Annotated in this window: 22 protein-coding genes; 14 read left to right on the top strand and 8 right to left on the bottom strand. The window is 72.2% G+C overall.

All coding sequences use genetic code 11. The features are described 5' to 3' along the window. Positions 1 to 20 precede the first annotated feature (20 nt). From H299_RS31820 to H299_RS0102795, 5 genes are all read left to right on the top strand, one after another. Positions 21 to 1508 carry an FAD-binding oxidoreductase gene (locus tag H299_RS31820; RefSeq protein ID WP_051262042.1) on the top strand — a complete coding sequence of 496 codons (1488 nt, stop codon included), beginning with the start codon at positions 21 to 23 and terminating at the stop codon, positions 1506 to 1508. Between the two features lie 102 nt (positions 1509 to 1610). Then, positions 1611 to 1865 (top strand): acyl carrier protein, encoded by a 255-nt coding sequence (locus H299_RS0102780; RefSeq protein WP_027747163.1) that lies wholly within the window; start codon positions 1611 to 1613, stop codon positions 1863 to 1865. Next, positions 1862 to 3145 (top strand): beta-ketoacyl-[acyl-carrier-protein] synthase family protein, encoded by a 1284-nt coding sequence (locus H299_RS0102785; protein WP_051262043.1) that lies wholly within the window; start codon positions 1862 to 1864, stop codon positions 3143 to 3145. The genes H299_RS0102780 and H299_RS0102785 overlap by 4 nt, the downstream gene beginning before the upstream one ends. 294 nt (positions 3146 to 3439) lie before the next feature. Continuing rightward, positions 3440 to 4105: a TetR/AcrR family transcriptional regulator gene (locus H299_RS31825; protein ID WP_078512405.1), complete on the top strand. Its 666-nt coding sequence runs from the start codon at positions 3440 to 3442 to the stop codon at positions 4103 to 4105. Between the two features lie 361 nt (positions 4106 to 4466). After that, complete coding sequence (locus tag H299_RS0102795) at positions 4467 to 5192, top strand: response regulator transcription factor (RefSeq protein WP_078512406.1); 726 nt, start codon at positions 4467 to 4469, stop codon at positions 5190 to 5192. A 111-nt stretch (positions 5193 to 5303) separates the two neighbouring features. On the opposite strand, the gene H299_RS0102800 is transcribed toward H299_RS0102795, so the two are convergent. Both H299_RS0102800 and H299_RS0102805 read right to left on the bottom strand, forming a co-directional pair. Further along, positions 5304 to 6767 (bottom strand): AMP-binding protein, encoded by a 1464-nt coding sequence (locus H299_RS0102800; protein ID WP_027747166.1) that lies wholly within the window; start codon positions 6765 to 6767, stop codon positions 5304 to 5306. Then, the gene (locus H299_RS0102805; protein ID WP_027747167.1) at positions 6764 to 7903 is read right to left on the bottom strand and encodes an acyl-CoA dehydrogenase family protein; all 1140 of its coding nucleotides are present in this window, start codon (positions 7901 to 7903) and stop codon (positions 6764 to 6766) included. Before H299_RS0102805 ends, H299_RS0102800 begins: the two co-directional genes overlap by 4 nt. 614 nt (positions 7904 to 8517) lie before the next feature. On the opposite strand from H299_RS0102805, the gene H299_RS31830 reads away from it, so the two are divergent. The 6 genes from H299_RS31830 (at position 8518) to H299_RS39445 (ending at position 13390) form a co-directional block, all read left to right on the top strand. Next, positions 8518 to 9861, top strand: coding sequence for a cation:proton antiporter domain-containing protein (locus H299_RS31830; protein ID WP_051262045.1), 1344 nt, complete (start codon positions 8518 to 8520; stop codon positions 9859 to 9861). After that, positions 9858 to 10664 (top strand): 4'-phosphopantetheinyl transferase family protein, encoded by an 807-nt coding sequence (locus tag H299_RS37305; protein WP_051262046.1) that lies wholly within the window; start codon positions 9858 to 9860, stop codon positions 10662 to 10664. The genes H299_RS31830 and H299_RS37305 overlap by 4 nt, the downstream gene beginning before the upstream one ends. A gap of 27 nt (positions 10665 to 10691) precedes the next feature. Then, complete coding sequence (locus H299_RS0102820) at positions 10692 to 10982, top strand: acyl carrier protein (protein ID WP_027747168.1); 291 nt, start codon at positions 10692 to 10694, stop codon at positions 10980 to 10982. 326 nt (positions 10983 to 11308) lie between these two features. Beyond that, positions 11309 to 12013, top strand: coding sequence for a TetR/AcrR family transcriptional regulator (locus H299_RS40135; RefSeq protein ID WP_051262047.1), 705 nt, complete (start codon positions 11309 to 11311; stop codon positions 12011 to 12013). Continuing rightward, a complete protein-coding gene (locus H299_RS31845; RefSeq protein ID WP_051262048.1) occupies positions 11997 to 12620 on the top strand; it encodes a TetR/AcrR family transcriptional regulator in 624 nt (207 codons plus the stop codon). The genes H299_RS40135 and H299_RS31845 overlap by 17 nt, the downstream gene beginning before the upstream one ends. Positions 12621 to 12670: 50 nt before the next feature. Next, a complete protein-coding gene (locus H299_RS39445; RefSeq protein WP_051262049.1) occupies positions 12671 to 13390 on the top strand; it encodes a thioesterase II family protein in 720 nt (239 codons plus the stop codon). Positions 13391 to 13526: 136 nt separating this feature from the next. Here the strand turns inward: H299_RS39445 and H299_RS0102840 are convergent, their stop codons facing one another. The 3 genes from H299_RS0102840 to H299_RS0102850 all read right to left on the bottom strand — a co-directional run bounded on the left by H299_RS0102840 (position 13527) and on the right by H299_RS0102850 (position 16711). Beyond that, positions 13527 to 14303, bottom strand: coding sequence for a trypsin-like serine protease (locus H299_RS0102840; protein ID WP_027747169.1), 777 nt, complete (start codon positions 14301 to 14303; stop codon positions 13527 to 13529). Between the two features lie 200 nt (positions 14304 to 14503). Continuing rightward, positions 14504 to 16018 (bottom strand): MDR family MFS transporter, encoded by a 1515-nt coding sequence (locus H299_RS0102845; RefSeq protein ID WP_078512409.1) that lies wholly within the window; start codon positions 16016 to 16018, stop codon positions 14504 to 14506. A 96-nt stretch (positions 16019 to 16114) separates the two neighbouring features. Beyond that, on the bottom strand, positions 16115 to 16711 hold the full coding sequence (locus H299_RS0102850; protein WP_027747171.1) for an NADPH-dependent FMN reductase: 597 nt from the start codon (positions 16709 to 16711) through the stop codon (positions 16115 to 16117). Between the two features lie 127 nt (positions 16712 to 16838). On the opposite strand from H299_RS0102850, the gene H299_RS0102855 reads away from it, so the two are divergent. The 3 genes from H299_RS0102855 to H299_RS0102865 all read left to right on the top strand — a co-directional run bounded on the left by H299_RS0102855 (position 16839) and on the right by H299_RS0102865 (position 18968). Beyond that, positions 16839 to 17576 (top strand): TetR/AcrR family transcriptional regulator, encoded by a 738-nt coding sequence (locus H299_RS0102855; protein WP_051262051.1) that lies wholly within the window; start codon positions 16839 to 16841, stop codon positions 17574 to 17576. 99 nt (positions 17577 to 17675) lie between these two features. Further along, the gene (locus H299_RS0102860) at positions 17676 to 18146 is read left to right on the top strand and encodes a hypothetical protein (protein ID WP_027747173.1); all 471 of its coding nucleotides are present in this window, start codon (positions 17676 to 17678) and stop codon (positions 18144 to 18146) included. 279 nt (positions 18147 to 18425) lie between these two features. Then, on the top strand, positions 18426 to 18968 hold the full coding sequence (locus tag H299_RS0102865; protein ID WP_027747174.1) for a heme-binding beta-barrel domain-containing protein: 543 nt from the start codon (positions 18426 to 18428) through the stop codon (positions 18966 to 18968). 197 nt (positions 18969 to 19165) lie between these two features. On the opposite strand, the gene H299_RS31855 is transcribed toward H299_RS0102865, so the two are convergent. The 3 genes from H299_RS31855 to sigJ all read right to left on the bottom strand — a co-directional run. Further along, positions 19166 to 20521: a DUF6596 domain-containing protein gene (locus tag H299_RS31855; RefSeq protein ID WP_037757585.1), complete on the bottom strand. Its 1356-nt coding sequence runs from the start codon at positions 20519 to 20521 to the stop codon at positions 19166 to 19168. Positions 20522 to 20526: 5 nt separating this feature from the next. Further along, positions 20527 to 20877 (bottom strand): YciI family protein, encoded by a 351-nt coding sequence (locus H299_RS0102875; protein ID WP_027747175.1) that lies wholly within the window; start codon positions 20875 to 20877, stop codon positions 20527 to 20529. A gap of 180 nt (positions 20878 to 21057) precedes the next feature. Further along, positions 21058 to 22020 (bottom strand): RNA polymerase sigma factor SigJ (gene sigJ, locus H299_RS31860; RefSeq protein WP_078512427.1); only part of this gene is annotated, 963 nt, incomplete at its 5' end.

A 22020-nucleotide genomic window follows, 5' to 3' on the forward strand; every position in this document is an offset into this window, starting at 1 on the left:
CATCCAGCGAGAGGAGCGACATGAACGAGGCGGACGAGGTGAACGAGGTGGACGAGTTGAGCGAGACCGGCCAGACGAGCGGCACGAAGGGCAAGCGCCCGTTCACGGGTCGGGTGATCGGTCCGGCCGACGGTGAGTTCGACGAGGCCCGCAGGGTGTGGAACGAGTGCTTCGCCGCCCGGCCCAAGGAGATCGTCTACTGCGCGGACACCCGCGACGTCGTACGCGCGCTGCGTGAGGTCCGGCAGCGCGGCGGCCCCTTCCGGGTGCGCTCCGGGGGCCACTCCATGTCCGGGCTGTCCGTACTGGACGACGGCACGGTGCTCGACGTCAGCGGCCTGGACGACATCCAGGTGAGCGAGGACGCCTCGACTGTGACCGTGGGCAGCGGGGCGCACCTGGGCGACATCTTCCGGGCGCTGTGGGCCAGGGGCGTCACGGTCCCGGCCGGCTTCTGCCCGGAGATCGGCATCGCGGGCCATGTGCTGGGCGGCGGCGCGGGAATCCTGGTGCGCTCGCGCGGATTCCTCAGCGACCACCTGGTGGCGCTCGAGATGGTCGACTCCGAGGGCCGGATCGTGGTGGCCGACCACGACAGCCACCACGAGCTGCTGTGGGCCTCCCGCGGCGGCGGCGGCGGGAACTTCGGCATCGCCACCTCCTTCACGCTGCGCACCCAGCCCATCGGCGACGTCACGCTCTTCACCATCGCCTGGGACTGGGACCGGGGCGCCGAGGCCATCAAGGCGTGGCAGGAGTGGCTGGCCACCGCCGACGGCCGGATCAACACCCTGTTCATCGCGTACCCGCAGGACCAGGACATGTTCGCCGCGCTCGGCTGCTTCGAGGGCGACGCGGCCGAACTGGAGCCGCTCATCGCACCGTTGGTGCACGCCGTCGAGCCGACCGAGAAGGTCGCCGAGACCATGCCCTGGATCGAGGCGCTCTCCTTCGTGGAGACCATGCAGGGCGAGGCCATGAAGGCCACCTCGGTACGGGCGAAGGGCAACCTCTCGTTCGTGACGGAACCGCTGGGCGACAGGGCCGTCGAGGAGATCAAGAAGGCCCTCGCCCAAGCCCCCAGCCACCGCGCCGAGGTGGTCCTCTACGGGCTCGGCGGCGCCGTCGCGGCCAAGGGCCGCCGGGAGACCGCGTTCGTCCACCGGGACGCCCCCGTCGCGCTCAACTACCACACCGACTGGGACGACGAGGCGGAGGACGACCTCAACTTCGCCTGGATTCAGAACCTGCGGGCAAGCGTCGCCGCGCACACCGAAGGCAGGGGCAGCTACGTCAACACCATCGACCTGACCGTCGAGCACTGGCTCTGGGACTACTACGAGGAGAACCTGCCCCGGCTGATGGCGGTCAAGAAGCGGTACGACCCGGAGGACGTCTTCCGCCACCCGCAGAGCATCCCCGTCTCGCTCACCGAGGCGGAGGCGGCCGAACTGGGGATTCCGCCGCACATCGCCGAGGAACTCCGGGCCGCCAGGCAGCTGCGGTGACCGGCCCGGCCCAGGGACTGCCAGACAGGCCCTGGCCCCGCGGACGCGGGCGTGCCGGGGTGACCAGAGATACCGAGGGAACCGAGAGAAGAGGGACATGACATGGCACGGTCCGAGGAAGAGATCCTGAGCATCCTGGCGGAGATCCTGAACCACGTGTGCGGGACGCCGCCGGGCAAGGTGCAGCCGGGCAAGACCTTCGTGGACGACCTGGACGTCGACTCGCTGTCCATGTACGAGATCGCGATGGTCACGCAGGACCGCTTCGGCGTCGAGGTCCCCGACGAGGACATGAAGTCCCTGCGCACGGTCGGCGACCTGATCGACTACATCCGGCGGGCGGGTGTCTCGGCATGACCGGGGGCACCGGGGACACCGGGGCGGCGGACGCGCCACCGCGCGTGGTCGTCACCGGGCTGGGGGCGAGCACCCCCGTGGGGGGTGACGTCGCGACCAGCTGGGCGGCGCTGACCGCCGGGCGCTCCGGTGTGCGCAAGATCAGCACAGCCTGGGCGGACGAGCTGCCCGTGCGGATCGCGGGCGTGGCCGCGGAGGAACCGGCGGAGCGGCTCGCGCCGTTCGAGGTCCGCCGCCTCGACCGCGTACAGCAGTTCGCGCTGACGGCCGCCCGCGAGGCGTGGGCGGACGCGGGCAGCCCGCAGCCGCAGCCGGAGCGGTTCGCCGTCGCCGTGGCCTCCGGCGGCGGCGGGCTCCAGGCCCTGCTGCACGAGTACGACGTCCTGCGGGAGAGCGGCTGGCAGCGGGTCTCGCCGCTGACCCTGCCCCGGTACATGGCGAACGGCTCGGCGGCCTGGCTGTCCATCGAGTTCGGCGCGACGGCGGAACTCCACGCCCCGGCCAGCGCGTGCGCCTCCGGTGCGGACGCGCTGGCCCGGGGCGTGGAGCTGATCCGGACCGGCCGGGTGGACGTCGTCCTGGCGGGCGGGGCCGAGGCCATGATCCATCCCGTGGTGGTCGCGGGCTTCGCCGCCATGCGGGCGCTCTCGCGGCGCAACGACGACCCCGAGCGCGCCTGCCGCCCGTTCGACGCGACCCGGGACGGCTTCGTGCTGGGCGAGGGCGCGGGCGTGCTGGTGCTGGAGTCGGCGGAGCACGCGGAGCGCCGCGGCGCCCGCGTCTACGGCGAGCTGGCCGGCTTCGGCCGCTCCGCCGACGCCTTCCACATCGCCAACCCGGAACCCACCGGGGCCGGTACGGCGGTGGCCGTGGCGCGGGCGCTGGCGGACGCGGGGATGGACCCCGCCGATGTCGCGCACGTCAACGCCCACGCGACCGGTACGCCGCAGGGCGACGCGGCGGAGAGCGCGGCGCTGCGGTCGGCGCTGGGGCCGGCGGCGGAGTTCGTGTCGGTGACCTCGACGAAGTCGATGACGGGGCATCTGCTCGGCGCCGGGGGAGCGGTGGAGGCGGTCGCCACCGTCCTCACGCTCCACCACGGCGTCGTACCGCCGACCCTCAACCTGGAGACCCCGGAGGGTGCGGCGGGCCTGGACGTCGTGCGGGGCGCGGCACGGGAGCTGCCGCGGCGGCCCGCCGGGGCGCTCAGCAACTCCTTCGCCTTCGGTGGGCAGAACGTCTCGCTGGCCTTCCGCCGGTCCGCGTCCGCGGCCGGGTAGCCCGGATGCCGAACCGCCCTGTGGCGGGGGCTGATTCCCGAAGGAGGCGAACCGATTACCCGAAAGGGGCTTCACCCGCGCGGCCGGAGATCGTATCCTCACCGAATGATGACTTACCGCGGGTACGGACGCGCCGGCGGCGTGCGCCGGTCGCCTCACCAGTGCACCGGCGCCCTCGCACGGCGTCCGCGGAGACCTGACACAACCACATGATTCGGTGCCGGAGTGGTGGCCGCGGCTCTGCCGCGGCCACCACTTCTGATACCGACACCTATGCGTTCAGCCGGAGTAGAGATGGCACAGCGGACCGGCCGACGGCCGGGTAACCGGGACACCAGCGGAGAGATACTGGCCGCGGCCCGGACGATATTCTCCGAGCGGGGGTACGACAGCGCGTCCATCCGCCAGATCGCCGCCATGGCCGGCGTCGACGCCGCGCTGGTGCACCACTACTTCGGGACCAAGGAACAGCTCTTCCGGGATGTCGTGGACATACCCGTCGAGCCGGCTGCCTTGATCGCCGACATCTTCGGCGCGGGTGTCGAGGCGGTGCCCGAGCGCATCGTCCAGTCGTTCCTCGGGATCTGCGAGGGCCCGGCGACCGGCCCGGCCCTCTTCGGCCTGCTGCGGGGTGCGGTGTCGCACCAGTGGCAGGGCCTGCTGCTGCGGGAGTACTTCACCACGCAGATCATCCGGCGGGTGCTCAGCAGGCTGGACACGGTGGTCGATCCGGCCGAGATCCCGCTGCGCGCCTCGCTGGTCTCCAGCCAGCTGATCGGCCTCACCCTGGCGCGGTACATCTTCCACTACGAGCCGCTGGCCAGCGTGCGGAGCGAGTTGGTGGTCAAGCTCGTCGCGCCGAACATCCAGCGCTACATCCTGGGCGAGCTGGACCTCACGGAGGAGGACGCCCGGCAGTTGGTGACCGTCCTGACAGGCCTGGAGGACGCCGGGAAGTGACCCGCGGGGCATCCCGCGCGCGCACTCCGCCCACCCGGGGCGTACCGCCCCTCGCGCCCGGACCTCTTGCTAATGCAAGGGCCCGGCGCGCCGTGCTGCCCTGCCGCAGGCTCGAACGGCGGTACGTCCCGCCGGGCCCCGCCCGCCGTCCGGCGCCGCAACCCGGACCCGCAGGGCGGCCGTGACCACGGGCGTTGCGGGATTGTGAATTTCTTGAATGTTTGTCAGAAGGAAATTGAAATACAAACAAAGCAGATCATTGATTTACTAAAGTAAACGCTTTTTATGGATTTCGGCGACGTCCGGAGCGGCCTGTGTGAGGTTCTCATGAAGGCCCTCGCTGTGCTATCTTGACTAAACGATGATACAGGCGATCGGGGGTGCCGTGAGGCAGGGAGCGGCTACACGTATTCTTGTGGTGAATGACCGCACCGTGACGAGAGCCGGATACCGAATGCTCTTCGAGGGCAATTCGGATCTTGTGGTGGTGGGGGACGCCGGTGACACTCAGCACGCAGTGCGCAGTGCGGCCGGCCTGAGACCGGACATCGTGGTGCTCGACTGGCATTCTCACGCGCTGGACGCGGTGGAGATCGTCCGTCGAATGGCAGCGGAATCCAATGGTGCCGCACCGCCCGTCCTGGTCCTGATCGACGAATTCGACGAGCGCGTGCACAGATTACTGCGCGCCGGAGTGCGCGGACTCCTGCTCAACCAGTCCAGTCCGGCGGAGATCGTCTCCGCGGTGCGCGTGGTGGCCGCGGGCTACGCGCTGCTGCTGCCCGGCAGCGGCAAGGGGAGTTTCGACCAGGGTTCCGCGCAGGGCGAGTCGAGCCCTGACTCCGGGAACGTCTATCTGGGCTGCCTGACCCGCCGGGAGGCGGACGTCCTCCGGCTCATCGCCCGCGGTTGCAGCAACGCCGAGATATCGTCCGTCCTCTTCGTGAGCGAGAGCACGGTGAAGTCCCACGTCCAGCGGATGCTGGACAAGCTCGAACTGCGCAACCGCGTGCACGCGGTGATCTACGCGTACGAGGTCGGCATGGTCCGGGCCGGAGCCCCGGCCCTCGCGCCGGCGGCCCCCTGAGCGCGGGCCCCTCGGAAGCAGTGCAGGCAGGCCCCCCACCGCCGGGTGGTGGGGGGCCTGCCTGCGTGCTCACCGGCTGCGCTCCGGTCCGCCGCTCCGCTCAGGCGCTGGTCACCCGATGCTCTGCGCGATGCGCCTGCGGTCCGTCTTGCCGTTCGCCGTGCGGGGCAGCTCGTCGACGAAGTGCGCGGTGTCGAGGACCATGTAGGAGGGCAGCCTCTCGGCGGACCACTGCTTGAGTCCGAGCAGCGAGACGGGCTTTCCCGGGTCCTTCCCGACGAGCACGGCGTGCAGCGCCGCCCGCATGCCCTCCCCGACGACGACGGCCACCACGTCCGCCACCTGAGGATGTGCGCCGAGTACGCTCTCGATCTCCCCCAGCTCGACCCGCTGCCCGCGGATCTTCACCATCTGATCGCGCCTTCCGACGTATTCGAGATTTCCCTCCGCGTCCAGCCGGACGATATCTCCCGTCGGATATGCGCCGGCGTGCGCCGGGGCGCCCCAATATCCCAGCATGACGCTCGGCCCGGACACCCAGAAGTCGTACTCCCCTTCGGTTTCCCCGGGCATCAGCTCCATGGAGTCACCGGAGCACATGGTGCCGATGGGGAGCGGTGATTCCCGGTGCAGATCGGCCTCCGTCACCTCGTACGAGGTACAGACGTTCGTCTCCGTCGGTCCGTACCAGTTGAACATGCGCACTTTTGGCCATTGCAGTCGCAATTGTTGTGCGAGAGGTAGCGGAAAGGGCTCACCGGCGTAGATGCACGCCCTGAGCGCCGGTGGGGGGCCCTCGTCGAACAGCCCGCCGCCGGACATCATCAAGGTGAGCGCGGACGGCACCGAGTACCAGACGGTCAGACGCTCCTCGCGCAGGAACCGCACCAGCTGCCGGGGGGCGTACGCCATCTCCTGCGGGATGAGGAAGACGGCCGCCCCGGCGTGGAAGGCCGCGTACAGGTCGAAGACCGAGAGGTCGAAGTTGAACGGCGCGTGGTTGGAGAGCCGGTCCTCGGGGCCGAGCCCCAGGGTGTCGCTCGCCCAGACCACGAACGCCAGGGCGTTGCGGTGGCTCAGGCAGACGCCCTTGGGCTCGCCCGTCGACCCGGAGGTGTAGAGGATGTACGCGGTGTCGTCGGGGGAGGAGTCGAACGGCGCCGGCGCGGGGTCGGCTCCGGCGCGCTCCAGCAGCGCGTCGAAGGTGGTCAGCGGCGCGGCGTCCCAGCCCGCCGCCTCCGCGCGCTCGCCGCCGGAGGGGTCGGTGACCACGAGCGAGGCCGCACACCCCCGGCTGATCAGCGCCAGCCGGGAGGGCGGGTTCGACTCGGTCACCGGGACGTAGACCGCCCCGCGGCGCAGGCACGCCTGCATCAGCGCCACGGCCCGGCCGCTCTTGGGTGCCCAGAGCAGTACGCGGTCTCCCGGGCCCACCCCCTGTGCGGCGAGCGCCGCGCTGTAGCGGTCGGCGAGGCGGTCGAGCGCCCCGTAGCTGAGGGCGCCGTCGGGCGCGTGCACGGCGAGGGCCGCCGGATTGTGCCGGGCCGCGCGGATGACCAGGTCGTGCAGCCTCACAGCCCCAGCTCCTTCGCGACGAGCTCCTTCTGGATCTCGGAGGTGCCGGAGAAGAGCACGCCGGGCATGGCGTTGCGCACCGCCGACTCGATGCCCGAACCGGCGAGATAGCCCTGTCCGCCGAAGACCCGGACGGCGTCCAGCGCCGAGGCCAGCGCGCCCTCGGAGGCGGCCAGTTTGGAGAGCGCGACCGAGAGCCGGGCGGGGCTGCCCCGGTCCATCTCCCAGCAGGCGCGGTAGAGCAGGAGCCGGGCGCTCTCCAGCCGCATCTTCATGTCGACGATGCGATGCGAGACGGCCTGGAAGTCGGCGAGGCGGCGGCCGGACTGGCGCCGCGTCCTGGCGTGTTCGACGCAGCGGTCGACCAGCCGGGCCATCATGCCCACGTAGCCCGCGAACAGGCAGGCGCGCTCCCAGCCCATGGACTGCTGGAAGATGGTCGCTCCCATGCCGGGGACGCCGAGCACGTGGTCGGCCGGGACCAGGCAGTCGGTGAAGGTGACCGTGCCGGCCGGGCACGAGCGCAGCCCCATCTTGTCGAACAGCTCACCGGAGCGGACCCCGCGGGCGTCGGCCGGGACCACGAAGGCGGTCTGGCCCAGGTGGCCCGAGTCCGGGTCGGTGGTGGCGTAGGTGACGAAGACGTCGGCGGCGGGGCCGTTGCTGACGAAGCTCTTCTCGCCGTTGAGCAGGTAGCCCTCGGGGACCTCCGTCGCGGTCACCCGCAGCCGCGAGACGTCCGACCCCGACTCCGCCTCGGTCATGGCGTTCCCCGCGACGGCGCTCCCGTCGCACAGGCCGGGCAGATAGCGCGACTTGAGCCCGTCACTGCCGAACTCGCTCAGCGGCACGGCGCAGGCGAAGAGGTGCGCGCTGGCGGCGAAGACGAGGCCGGTGTCCGCGCAGCCCTCGCCGAGTGCCTCGAACTGCCGGGCGGTGTCCAGTGCGCCGAGCGCCTGGCCGCCGTACTTGTCGGACACGCAGGAGCCGAGCAGGCCCAGCCGGGCGAGGGTCGACCAGTCCTGGCGGCTGAAGGGGCGGTGCGGATCGGGCCGGTCCGTGGGAAAGGCGTCGCGGACGGCTCGGAGGGTAGTGAGGTAGCGATCTTGTTGAACCGCGGTCCAGTCGAACTCCATCAGGAATCCCCCGGTAGTGCCGGTAGTGCCGGTAGTGAGACGCGTGGCCGCGGCGCGCATGAAGGCCGCGGCGTGAACAAGCTGTCAAGGATGTGTGAACTACTGTACGTAGTCTCTTTCACCGTTGAATTAGTTCCACCCAGGTGAAAGTACACAAGGCGTCAAGTGCGGCGCAAGGCTTCGGATCGGCGCCTCCTGGCGCCATGAAGGGCCCGATTCCCCTCCCCGTCCGGCTCGCCGGGCTCCTGCTGCGTCGATGACCTGCGGTGATTCCGGCCTCCGGCGGAGACGGGTGAAGTCCGCCTGATGGTGCGACAGTTCTGTGACAGAATCCTGATGAACCGTCAGTAACGGGAACGTCTGTACGGTCCCCACTGTGCGCGCCGGGCGGCGGGCGGCGCCTGACCTCCGCCGCCTACGCAGCGCAACCGCCCCGCAAACGGGCCGGGAGGGCCGCTCGGGACTCATCCCTATTGCTGGGACTCCCTCTCAAGTGCGAGGTGCCCGGCCGCCCTCCGCTCGGAATCCCCCACTTCGGCCGATGGTGCGCGCGCCCGGAGTTCACAAGGATTCTCACTGGGCGGCCAAGCGCCCCGGACCGCAGTGGAGGCGAGATGGCAGACACCGGGCTCACCCTGGAGGCGGTCGTCATGGCCGATGTCGCCATCGTGCTGCTGGCGGGTGCGGCGATGATCAGGCTCAGCCGCCGGATGCGGCAGCCGCCGGTCGTCGCGGAGATAGCCACCGGCATCATGCTCGGCCCCAGTGTCCTGGGGCTGCTGCCCGGTGACCTGCCGGGCCGGATCTTCCCCGACGACGCGCGCCCGATGCTCTCGGTGATCGCCCAGGTGGGGCTGCTGCTGTTCATGTTCCTGGCCGGCTGGGAGCTGGATCTGACCAGGCTGCGCGGCCGGGGCAAGGCCGTGTCCACACTGGCCGGGCTGTCGATGGCCGTACCGTTCGCGCTCGGCGCCGGAGCCGCGGCGCTGCTCTTCACCCGCCACGGCGGCGAGGACGTGCACCGGAGCACGTTCATCCTCTACCTGAGCACCGCGTTCGCCATCACGGCCTTCCCGGTGCTGGCCCGGATCATCACGGACAGCGGGATGTCCGGGACCAAGGTCGGCACGATGGCGATGGCGTGCGCGGCGGTGGGCGACGTGCTGGCCTGGTGCGTCCTGGTCCTGGTGATCGCCGTGTCCGAGGCGGACGGGGCGGGCCGCTTCCTCGTCGTCATCGCGCTGACCGTGGCCTACGGGCTGGTCATGGCGTGCGTGGTGCGCCCGCTGCTGCGAACGCTGGTGGGCCGGGCGGCGCGCTCGTCCCGGTCGGCGGCGAGCGGTACGTTCCTCGCGCTGGCCGCCTCCGGGGTGTTCCTCTCCTCCTGGGTGACCTCCTGGATCGGCATCCACGCCATCTTCGGGGCGTTCGCCTTCGGGCTCGCCATGCCCCGCACCGTCTCGCGCGACGTGCACGAGCACGTCGCCGCGCCGATGAGCAAGGTCGTGGCGCTGCTGCTGCCGGTCTTCTTCATCGTCACCGGGCTCACCGTCGACCTGGGCGCGCTCGACCCGTCCGGGCTGCTGGTCCTGCTGTTCCTGGTGGCGGTGGCGGTCGTCGGCAAGTTCGCGGGCGCCGCACTCCCGGCGCGGGCGGCGGGCATGTCCTGGCGGGAGGCGGGCGCCTTCGGCGTCCTGATGAACACCCGCGGGCTGACCGAACTCGTCGTGCTGGACGTCGGGCGCCAACTCGGCGTCATAGACGGCGATATGTTCACCATGATGGTGGTCCTCGCCGTCCTCACCACCGCCATGGCCGGCCCGCTGCTGCACCTGCTGGGCGTCACAACGGTGCCGCCCGGCGGTGAGCCGCCGCGCCGGCCGCCCCAGCGTGCGCGACCGGTGGCCGGAGCCGCCGCCGAAGCCGGGAAGCCCGCGCCGCCGGGCAGTTCGGCGTGACCATCCCGGAGGTGCACCTCTGGTCCGGCGAGACCGGGGAGGCGACACCCGCCGACGCCGCGGTCCTCTCCGCCGCCGAACGCGCGCGGGCCGCCCGGTTCGCCGACCCGGTGGAGTCGGGGCACTACGTCGGCGCCCATGCCCGAGTCCGGCGGATATTGGCCCGATATCTCGAATGCGGGGCCGCAGAAATCGAATTCGGACGCCATGCGTGCCCCGGCTGCGGCGATACACGGCACGGCCGTCCCGCAATCACCGCACCGGCCACCGGAATATCCTTCAACCACTCCCGGTGCGGGCCTTTCTGGGTGCTCGCCGTCGCACCCGGCGGTGAGCGGGTGGGCGTGGACGTCGAGCGGGTACGGCCGCTCGCCGCGTTCGACGGTCTGCTCGCCCGGTGTCTGACGGCGCGGGAGCGCCGCTGGGTGCTGCGCGGCGGTGCGACGGAGCACCCCGGGCGCTTCCTGCGCTGCTGGGTGCGGAAGGAAGCGCTGCTGAAGGGCGTCGGGACGGGCATCGCGACGGACCTCACCCAGGTCGAGACGGTGGCGGGCGCGGACTTCGGCGGGCTCCGGGCACTGGATCTGCCCCTCGGTCCGCGACTGGTCGGCTGCGTGGCGGTCGAGCCCTCACGCCGGGCCGTGCCGTCCCCGTCCGCAGTGCCTGCTCCGGGCTCGCCGCAGGCCGCTTCTCATCAAAAGGTGCAACTCCCGGATTCATCAACTGAGCCGAAGAAATACGGCGAACGGCTCGTTATCCTGGGGACCGGAATAACCGACCTGCGCGCACCAACTCACCGATGAAAGCCCGGAACCCCGGAGGTCCCACGCATGACGGAAAGTACTCGCACCGAAGGGTACGAAGAGATCATCGCCGAGCTGACGGGATTTCTGGAGCAGCGGTATCTGCCGGAGGGTGAATCCGGCCTCCAGCCCAGCTCGCCGCTCCTGGAGTGGGGCATACTCACCTCGCTCAGCACGACCGAGCTGATCTCGTTCATCCTCGAGCGCTACCGGGTCAGCATCCCGCCGGAGAAGATCGTCGGCGCCAACTTCAAGAACCTCGACGGCATCACCCGCCTCGTCGTCTCGCTGCGGGACGAATCCGCGGACGGCATGTGAGCATCGCGCGGCGCCGCATCCGGCGGCCGTGACCGAGGTACCCGAGCCGACGAGCTCCCCCGCATTACGCAGCCGGGGGGCTCGTCGTCGCGTGTGCGGGTGCGGACGGGCGCCGGCCGGTGCCGACGGGCCGCGTACGCCGCCGGATCGAGCCCCTCCTCGCAGCATGCCCCACCCGGCCCGGCGCCGCGCTGAGCCGGGTGCCGTCGTCTCGGGGCCCGGCCCGGTGTGGCATGTCCCATTTCTCCCATGGGGGGTGTCGGAGGCGCAGCGGAGCCTCTACAGTTCGATCTCACTACTGGATGAATTACCCTCTGGGGGCACCCATGCGCAGTCCGTCGAACAGGAGCCGCATCCTTGACGCGGCGCGCCAGGAGCTGGCGTCGCACGGGTACGACGGCACGTCCATGCGCAGCGTGGCGAAGCGCGCCCAGGTCGATGTCCGCCTGGTACACCACTACTTCGGGCCGAAGACCCTGCTCTTCCGGGCTGCCACCCAGCCCGGGCGCGCGGACGCGGCGCGCGAGCCCGGAGGGGAGCTCGGGGGCGAGCAGTGCCGCGTGCGCGGCGAGTCCCACGGCTCCCGGCTCGCGGACAGCCTGCACGCCACCTGGTGCGCGGACCACCTGGCCTGGCGTGCCCTGATGGCCTCGGCCATGACGCACGCGCCCGCCGGTTCCCGGCTGCTGCGGCTGCTCGCCCGGCTGCTCGCGGCCCCCGCGCCCGTCGCGGCCCCGGCCGCCGCGCCCGTACCCGTCGCGCCGCCGGCGTCCGCGCCGCCCGTGCCGCCCGCGGACCAGGGGGAGTTGCGGCAGGTGATGCTCACCAGCCAGCTGCTGGGCCTGGCGGTGCTCGTCGAATCGGGCGCGCTGGGCCTGTCGGAACCGCAGCAGGACACGACGGAGTGCCTGCGCCGGAAGTACCTGCAAGTCCAGCTGGACACCGTCCTGGACCTCGAGATAGCGCCGACGGCCCCCGCGGTGCCCACCCAGGCCGCGGCGGCCGGAGGCAGCGATGTCGTCCGGCGGTGACGACGCGCAGCGGGAGACCCTGGCGCGCGACACCATCCTGCGCGCCGCCCGCGAGGAACTCTCCGAATGCGGCTACGAGGGCAGCACCATCCGCGGCATCGCGAAGCGCGCCGCGGTCAACAGCAGCCTGATCTACTACTACTTCGGCTCCAAGGCCGGGCTTCTGCGCGCCACCCTGGACGACCTGGCGCGCCTCCTGGAGCCGCCCCGGGTGGAGGGCGCCGCCGCCGGTCCCGCCACCACGGCGGGCGAGGACCTGCTGCGCAGGGTGCTGCCGCGCTGGGAGTCCGCGGAGTACCGCAGCGCGGTGCTGGCCATCATCCGCGCCTCGATCACCCGCCAGGACGCCGGGCGGCTGCTCGACGCCCTGCTCAGCCCCGAGGTCTTGGGCACCTCCGGGGGCTGCGCGCGCGCTCCCTCGGCGACCGGTGCGTGCCCGCACACCATCATGATCGGCGCCCAGCTCGTCGGCCTCATGATGCTGCGGCACATCACCCCGGTCGAGCCGGTGGCCTCCGCGTCGCTCGACCGGGTCATCGCGCTGTTCGCCCCCGTCGTCCAACGCCACCTCACCGATCACACCACCAAGCCCCCGGCGGTCTCCTGAACCGGGCGCTCCGGATCGGGCACGGGCAGCCGGGCAGAGGAGGAATCATCGTGGAAGACCGCAAGACGCAGCTGTTCTGCCTCCCGCACGCGGGCGGGAACGCCGTGATGTTCCATCGCTGGAAGCGGCGCTTCGGGGCGCAGGTCAGGATTCACCCGATAGACCTGGCCGGCCACGGCACCCGGCGGGGCGAACCGCTGCTCACGAGCATGGAGGCGCTCGTACGCGACCTCACCCGGCAGATCCGCTACCTGGTGGACGGCCCCTACCTGCTCTTCGGACACAGCCTCGGCGCGCTGCTCGCGTACGAGCTGGCGCACACCCTGCGCGACGGCACCGTGGACGACCCGGTCGCGCTGCTGGTCTCCGGGCGCAACGGCCCCGCCGTGCCGCACCCGGTGCCGCCGCTGCACCACCTGCCGACGGCCGAACTGCTTGAGCGCCTCGACGAGTTGGACGGCGTCCCGCCGCCGCTGCTGGCCGAGCCCGAGCTGCTCGACGTCTTCCTGCCCGCGCTGCGCGCGGACGCCAGGATCGCCGAGCTGTACCAGCGCGGCGACCACGCGCCGCTGGCCTGCCCGGTGCGGGCGGTGGCGGGTGACGTCGATCCGCTCAGCAGCGTCCGTGGCCTGCACCGCTGGGCGGAGGAGACGACGGCCGAGTGCACGGTGGAGACCGTGCCCGGCGGGCACATGGTGCTGGAGGAACCGGGCTTCCTGGAGTGGCTGGGCGAAGCCCTGACCGGGAGCACCGCCGGACAGCGAGCCTAGCCGGTACGGCCCCCGGCCCCGGCCGCAGGGCGGTCGGGGCCGGGGCCGGAGCCCGGGGGACGTGAGCCGGCGGACTCAGTCGGGCTCGGGGCGGCGCGGTGCGGAGCAGCGCTGCTCCGCACCGCGCCGGTGCTGCTCAGACACCCGCGATCGACTGTATCCAGGAGCGGTAGGCCGTCACGTTCGTGTAAGCCGTGGTGGTCTGCCGGTCGCTGGTGGAGGCGACGCCCACCTGCGCGCCGTTCGCCATCATCGGACCGCCCGAGTCGCCGCCCGCGGTGATGCCGTCACCGCGGCGCGCGCAGATCGCCGAGCCGTTGTACGCGTCCCGGCAGCCGCCGGTCACGGTCACGTTCGCCACCTTCAGGTACTGGGACTGGCAGTTGATCTCCGAGCCGCACCGGGACGTGGCGCCCCAGCCGTAGACCTGCACGTTCTGTCCCACCGAGACCGAGCCCGGCTGGCCGAGCCGTGCGTAGGTGGCCGAGACGGCGCGGTCGAGGCGGACCAGCGAGAGGTCCGAGGAGGCGTGGTTGTAGACCTGGGCGCCGTTGGCCACGGTGCCGCCGCTGGACTGGTCGAGGCTGCCGATGCGGAAGGACAGCCCGCCGCCGCTGACGCAGTGCTTCGCGGTGAGAATCCAGTTGGAGGCGATGATCGTCGCCGTACAGGTCTGCCGGCCGTTGGAGAAGAGCCGGGCGGCCCAGGGGGCGTTCTGCGCGTATCCGCCGCCGATGATCGGCTGCGGGCCGCGGTCGGCGGCCGGGGCGGCGGAGTGGGCCGCCGCGGCCTCGTTCGTGGCGGTCGCCGTGCCGGAGGCCGCCGTGCCGGTGGCCGCGGTGGCGCTGGCGGTGAGGGTGAGCACGGACAGCAGGGCTGCGAGGAGAGCGGGGATGATCCTGGTTATTCGCAAGGTTCCTCGTTTCCGAAGACGCGCGGTGTCGCGCGCGTAGCGTCCAGGGGAAGTCACCAGGATTGCCGACGGGCGGGCACCGGGGTAATCACGTTTGGGCATAGCACGCGGTTATGACTCTCCCGTTCGCCCGCCCGCCGGTGCCCGCAGGGGCGGCGCGCCCCGCCTCCGTGCCCCGCCCCCGAGCGCCCCGCAGCGGGTCACTTCTGCCGCAGCGGCACCTCGCGCACCAGCCAGGCCGCCAGGAAGGCCGCCCAGCCCAGCAGCGCCGCGCCCAGCAGCACGCCGTGCAACCCGCTGGTGACGGCGTGCCGTACGCCCTCCCGCACCGCCTCCGGCATCCCGTGCACCGCCTCCGGCGTCCACTCCGCGGCCCCCTCGGGCATCCCGCCCGAGGCGAGCCTGCCGGTGTAGACGGCGCCGAGCACCGCGACCCCCAGCGAGCCGCCGATCGTGCGCAGGAGGGTGGTGGTGCCCGTGGCGGCGCCCATGTCGCGCGGGTCGGCGCTGTTGATGGTGATCAGCAGCGTGCTCTGGAAGACGAAGCCCAGGCCGACGCCCAGCGGCAGGGTCAGCGCGGAGGTCACCGCCGTCGGGGTGTCCGCACCGACGGCGAGCAGCGCCAGCGCGCCCGAGGCCGCCAGCGCGCTGCCCAGCATGGGGTAGACGCGGTAGCGACCGCTCTGCGCGACGCGCCGCCCCACCAGGAGCTGCGCCCCGAACATCCCCGCCATCAGGGGGAGCAGCAGCATGCCGCTGGCCGTCGAGGACGCGCCGCGCACGAACTGCATGTACTGCGGCAGGTAGGTGGAGACGCCGAGCATGACCGCGCCCACCAGAAAGGTCAGCACCTGGACGAGCGTGAAGTTGCGGTCAGCGAAGAGCCGGGGAGGGATGATCGGTTCGGCCGCCCGCCGTTCGACCCGGTGGAACCAGACCAGCGCGCCGACTCCGAGCACGCCGAGCCCGAGGATCTGCGGGGACGTCCAGCCGTACGTGGTGCCGCCCCAGCTGCCGAGCAGCGTGAGGGCCAGGATGCCCGCGGAGAGCAGGCCGGCCCCCGCGTAGTCGATCCGCGCCTCGATCCGCTCGGTGGCGGGCAGCCGCAGGCGCATGCCGATGATGAGCAGGGTGAGGGCGCCGAGGGGCAGGTTGACGTAGAAGACCCAGCGCCAGTCCAGCTGGTCGGTCAGGAAGCCGCCCAGCAGCGGGCCGCCGACGAGCGCGACGGGCATCATCACGCCGACCATCGACTGCGTGCGTCCCGCCTGTGACGGCGGCAGCAGCACCCCGATGATCGAGAGGGCGCCGACCATGAGGCCGCCCGCGCCGAGCCCCTGGAAGGCGCGGAAGGCGATGAGCTGCCCCATGTTCTGGGCGAGTCCGCAGAGTACGGAGCCCGCGAGGAAGAGCGTGATCGACCAGAGGTAGCTGCCCCTGCGTCCGTAGAGGTCGCCGAGCTTGCCCCACAGCGGGGTGGAGACGGAGGCGGCGATCAGGTAGGAGGTGACCACCCACGAGAGGTGGTCGAGGCCGCCCAGGTCGCCGACGATCGTGGGCAGGACGGTGCCCACGATGGTGCCGTCCAGCATGCCCAGCATCAGGCCGAGCAGAAGCCCGAAGAGCACGAGCTTCGACGGGCCGCCCCCGCCTGCGGGCGGTGGTTCGGCCGCCTCCGGCTCCGGGGTGTTCGCGTCTTCGGTCGGTCGGCTCATGGTTCCCCCAGCGGAGATGGCGTGTGGCAGGGCGAGGCGGGGTGCCGTGCGGTGCCGTGCGGCGGCGGAATGTCGCGCTGACGGGCTGACGCAGCGTCAGGCGGCGTACGGGCGTGCCTCCCTGGCGTCCCGCAGTGCGTGCGCCCACCAGGTCAGCTGGTCGAGCAGGGCCTCGGCGGCGGCGTCGACCGCCGGGTCGTCGACGGAGGAGTCCGCGCCGAAGCTGCCGAAGGCGTTGTGGAAGCTGACCGTGTTGCGGATGGTCGTGGCGTTCAGCTCGGCCATCACGACGCGGAGGTGCTCCACCGCGCGGAGGCCGCCGGAGAGGCCGCCGTAGGAGACGAAGCCGATCGGCTTGGCGTGCCACTGCTCGTTGTGCCAGTCGATGGCGTTCTTCAGGGACGCCGGGTAGCTGTGGTTGTACTCCGGGGTCACGAACACGAACGCGTCGGCCGCCGCGAGGCGCGCGGCCACCGGCGCGAGCGTCTCCTCGGTGGCCTGCGCGAGCGGCTGCCCGAACGCGGGCAGGACCGTGGGCAGCGCGGCCTCGGCGAGGTCGACGACGTCGGTGGTCAGATCGCTCCGCCGCGCGAGCTGCCCCGTCAGCCACCGGGTGACGACGGGGCTGAAGCGGCCCTCGCGGGTGCTGCCGACGAGGACGGCGACGTGGAGCGGCTGGCTGGTGCTGGTCATGGGAGTCCCTCGGTGCGGAGCTGGATGTGTACGGCGTATCTTGGCGCGTACAACGTATACGTCAATGTGTACGTTGTCCACGCATGGATACGTTGTACGCTTACGGCCGACGGTGAGGAGCACACTTGTGGCCGGTCAGGAGAAGAACGGCGCGGCGGTGCCGGGCAAGCCGCTCTGGGAGCGCCTGGAGCAGTCGAGGGTCGCGCCCCGCGCCGCGCTCTCCCTGGAGCGGATCGGGGCCGTCGCGGTGGAACTGGCCGACGCGGAGGGCCTCGCCGCCGTCACGATGCGGCGGCTCGCCGCGGAGCTGGGGGTCGCGCCCATGGCCGCGTACCGGCACGTCTCGGGCAAGGACGACCTGTGGGCGCTGATGGCCGAGCGGGTGGCGGCCGAGCAGTCGATTCCCGAGGGGCTGACCGGCTGGCGCGAGGTGCTGCGGGCCTTCGGGCTGCTGACCCGGGAGATGGTGCTGCGCCACCCGTGGGCGGGCGAGCTGCCCACGGCGCTGTTCGTCCTCACCCCGGGCCGGATGGCCGTCACCGAACGGCAGTTGGCCGCGCTCGACGGGCTCGGGCTCGACGAAGACGCGATGATGGTGAGCTTCCGCACCGTCAGCGCCTTCGCGTACGGGGCGGCGGTCTCCGAGGGGGCCCTGCGGCAGTGGACGGAATCGCTGGGCTGGACCTCCGGTGACGAGATGCGGGCGGGGCTCTCACCGCAGATGACCTATCTCATGAGCACCGGCCGCTACCCCACCTACGAGCGCTACGGCCTGCGGGCGACCCGCAAGGACGACGCGGCCTGGACGTTCGAGACGGGCCTGGACTGCGTGCTGGACGGGATCGCCTCCCGGTTCGGCATCTGACGGCGGTGGGCGGCCGATGGCCGCTCGTTGACTTCAACTGCACTTCACATTTTAGCGTGCTCGCATCAGCAACCGTCCCCCGGGAGCAGGAGCACGCACATGACCCAGCAGCAGAGCACCGACGCCGAACTCGCCGCCCAGCCGGCGGCGTACTGGACCGGTGTGGCCTACGAGGCCCTCATCGCCTTCACCCGCGCACAGCAGGCCGAACTCGGCTTCACCCAGCCCCAGTTCTGGCTGCTGCGCAACCTCTCCAAGGCCGACCTCTCCGCCGACGGCCACGGCCGGACCCTCACCGACCTGCGGCAGGCCATGCAGTCCTACCTCAGGGCCGAGGACGACCTGGCAGCCGAGGCCGAGGTGCTGCTGGAGCGCGGCTGGCTCAGCCGTGACGGCGAGGGGCTGCTGTGGATCACCGAGCAGGGGGAGGAGGCCCGCCTGCGTCTCAAGCAGCACGCCCCGCAGATCCGCTCGGACATCCACCGGGGCATCGACGACGCCGACTACGTCACCACGCTGAAGGTCCTCCAGCAGATGATCCGGAACACCGGTGGCACGTCGGGCGGCTGAGGTGCCGTCGCAACGCTCCGCCTCGGATTACCGGGGCGGAGCGCACGGTGGTGCCGGGTACGTGGGCCAGGATCTCGTACGGCCCCCTCGCGCCGAGCGGCTCGAAGCGGTCGAAGAGCGGGATCACGAGGTCCAGGGCGCGCATCCTGGCCGGGGGCGGGGCGGGACAGGAGGGGCGTGGAGCCGGAGCGGGCGCCACGCCGCACGCAGCCGCCACGCGTCGCGGAACGGGGCATAGGCTGCCCCCGGCACCGGCCCCGACTCCCAGGAGCGCGCACCGTGTTCGACCCTGTACCGGAGCACCCGTACCCCGACGGCCACCGCCCCGGCGAGGCGCCCGCGCCGCACGCGCTGCTTGCGCCGGTGACCGGCTTCCTCGGCACCTGGCGCGGCCGGGGCGAGGGCGGATACCCCACCCTCGAGGCGGATTTCGCGTACGAGCAGGAGGTCACCTTCAGCCACGACGGCCGCCCCTTCCTCCGCTACGAGGCGCGGGCCTGGCTGGTCGGCGCTGACGGGGCGCCACTGCGGCCGTCGGCACGGGAGAGCGGCTGGTGGCGGCTCCAGCCCGAGGGCCGGGTAGAGGCGCTGATCACCCAGCCCACCGGTATCGCGGAGATCGCGGCCGGCCGCGCGACCGGCACCTCGGTCGACCTCGCCACCGGCGAGGTGGCCTGCACGCCCACCGCCAAGGAGGTCGACGCCACCCGCCGCCGCTATGTGCTGGGCGACGACGAGACGCTCACGTTCACCCACGAACTCGCGGCGGTCGGGCAGCCGTTGCAGCACCACCTCTCGGCCCGGCTGCGCCGCCTGGGCTAGTGCCGCGTCAGGCAAGGTTCACTCCGTTCGCCGTCCTGGCAGGCCCATCCGCTGCGTTGCCCGATCGACCGAGTAGCCCACTACGAGGCCGATCAGGCGCCTTCCGGCCGGCCGCACCAGGACGCCTCGCTACCGGGCAAACCTTGCCTGACGCGGCACTAGCCGCGGGAGCCCGGGGTCCGGCCGGGTGCCCCCCCTCAGCCGGTACCGCCGCCCGGCTCCGCCGTCGGTCCGGACGCCAGCGCCGCCTGCAACCGGCGCCGCAGATGGGCCCGTTCGGGCTCGGTGCCCGCCAGACCGAGCGCCTCGCGGTAGGCGCTCGCGGCCTCGTCCGGCCGCCCCAGCCGGTGCAACAGGTCGCCACGGGCCGCCGGATAGGGGTGGTAGCCGCGCAGCCGAGGCTCGTCGGCCAGCTCGTCCAGCAGCGCCAGCCCCGCCTCCGGGCCGTCGCGCATCGCCACGGCCACGGCCCGGTTCAGCGCGACGACGGGGGAGGGCGCGAGAGCGGACAGCACGTCGTAGAGGGCCACGATCTGGGGCCAGTCGGTGGACGCGAGGTCGGCCGCCTCGCCGTGCAGCGCGGCGATCGCCGCCTGCACCGCGTACGGGCCCGGCGCTCCGCCGGTCAGGGCGGGGACCACCAGGTGGCGGCCCTCCTCGAGCATGGCGCGGTCCCAGCGCCCGCGGTCCTGCTCGTCGAGCAGCAGCAGCTCGCCGTCCGGGCCTGTCCTGGTGTCGCGCCGGGCATGGATGAGCAGCATCAGTCCCAGCAGACCGGCGGTCTCCCGCTCGGCGGGCAGCAGCCGGCGCAGAATCCGGGCCAGCCGGATGGCCTCCTCGGCCAGGTCCAGCCGCTGGAGCCGCGGTCCGGAGCTGGCCGTGTAGCCCTCGGTGAAGACGGAGTAGACGACCTGGAGCACCCCCGGCAGGCGCTCGGGCAGCTCGTCCGGGCCGGGCACCCGGAACGGGATGCGCGCCTCGCGGATCTTCCGCTTCGCCCGCACGATCCGCTGGGCCATCGTCGAGGACGGGACCAGGAAGGCGCGGGCCACCTCGGGGGTCGTCAGACCGGCCAGGCACCGCAGGGTCAGCGCCGTACGGTCCTCAGCCGCGAGCGCGGGGTGGGCGCAGGTGAAGAACAGCTGGAGCCGCTCGTCGGGCAGGTCGCGGTCCGCGTCGGCCGCCGGCACGGGGTCGGCCCGGTCCGCCTCCACCCGCAGGACGGCGAGCCGGGCGGCGTACGCCTGGTCCCGGCGCAGCCGGTCGACGGCCCGCCGCCGGGCCACCGTCAGCAGCCAGGCCCCGGGCCTGGCCGGGACGCCCTCGGCCGGCCAGCGCGCCAGGGCGGCCTCGACGGCTTCGGAGGTGACGTCCTCGGCCAGGTCCAGATCGCCGAAGCGGCGGACGAGGGAGGCCAGCAGCCGGCCGCGCTCCTCGCGGAACACCGACGCCACCTCCGCGGCCGAGGCCGGGCCCGGCGCGGCGGGCGGCCCGGCGGACGGCGTACGGGGCGCTGTGCCGGGTGCGTCGGCCCCGGCGGCTCCCTCGTCCATGGCCATCAGGCGCCGAAGTCGGCGATCGGCCGCACCACGACCGCCCCGCTGCCGCGCGCGCCGGGGCAGCGCGCGGCCCAGTCGAGCGCGACGTCGAGATCCGGCACGTCGATGACGAGGAATCCGCCCAGCACCTCGCGGCTCTCGGCGAACGGGCCGTCGGTGACGCTGCGCGCGCCGTCCTCGCCGACGCGCACCGTCGTGGCGGTGACCAGGTCGGCCAGGGACTCCCCGGACACCAGGATGCCCGCGTCCCGCACGTCCTTGTCGTAGGCCATCCAGTCCTCGACGGTGCACTCGGCGGCGCCGCCGCTCTCGTCGACGGCACCAGCGTGGATCAGCAGCATGTACTTCATGGTCCGGCTCCTGTCGGGTTGTGTCTCGCGTGGCGGGCCGCCGTGGTGGCGGTGACCGCCTGACACCATGACGACGAACGGGGCACAGTCCAATCGACACGCTTCCGAGGATTTTTTCCAGTCGGGTCGCGCGGAGGCACGCTGCGTGCCCGGCACGTCTCCGTCCGTGCGAGGCACATCTCAGTCCGTGTGCGACCCGTGCCCATCCGTGTCGGCCCGTACCGCGCCAGCTGTCCAGGGGCGGAGCTTCTCGGGGTTGCGTACGGCCCAGATGCGCGTGATCCGGTCCTCCACGACCTCGAACGCGTACACCGTCACGGTGACGCCGTCCTGCTGGGCGATCAGGCCGGGCTGGCCGTTGACGGTGCTCCGCCGGATCGTCAGGCCGGGCGCCGCGCGGGCGATCTCCAGATAGGCGCGCGCGACCTGCTCGCCGCCCTGGATCGGCCGGGGATGGGCGGGGGCGAGGCCGCCGGTGTCGGCGATCGCGGTGGCGTCGGGGTCGAGGAGGTTGATGAGGGCGTGGATGTCTTTGGCTTCCCAGGCTTGTTTGAAGTGGCGGACGGTTTGGGTGCGTTGGGCGGGGGGTGGTGCTGGGGTCTGGGCGGTGCGCAGGCGGCGGCGGGCGGAGGAGGCGAGTTGGCGGCAGGCGGCGGGGCTGCGGCCGACGATGGTGGCGACTTCGGCGAAGGGGTAGCGGAAGACGTCGTGGAGGATGAAGGCGACGCGTTCGGCGGGGGTCATGGAGTCGAGGACGACGAGGAAGGCCATGTTGACGGATTCGTCGAGGGTGACGTGGTCGGCGGGGTCGGTGGTGGTGCTGCCGGGGGTGGGGGTGCGTTCGGTGTGGTCGGGGAGGGGTTCGGGAATCCAGTCGCCGACGTAGCTTTCGCGGCGGGCGCGTGCGGAGCGCAGCAGGTCGAAGCAGATGCGGCTGGTGACGGTGGTGAGCCAGCCGCCGGGGGAGGTGATGGCCTCGCGTTCGGTGGGGGTCATGGCGTACCAGCGGGTGCAGGCTTCCTGGACGACGTCCTCGGCGTCGGTCAGGGAGCCCAGCAGGCGGTAGGCGAGATTGATCAGCTGCCGCCGCTCACCCATGATCGCGTTCAGGCTCGCATCAGGCCGGACGTTCCCCTGCTCGGT

The sequence above is a fragment of the Streptomyces sp. CNH287 genome (assembly GCF_000424825.1).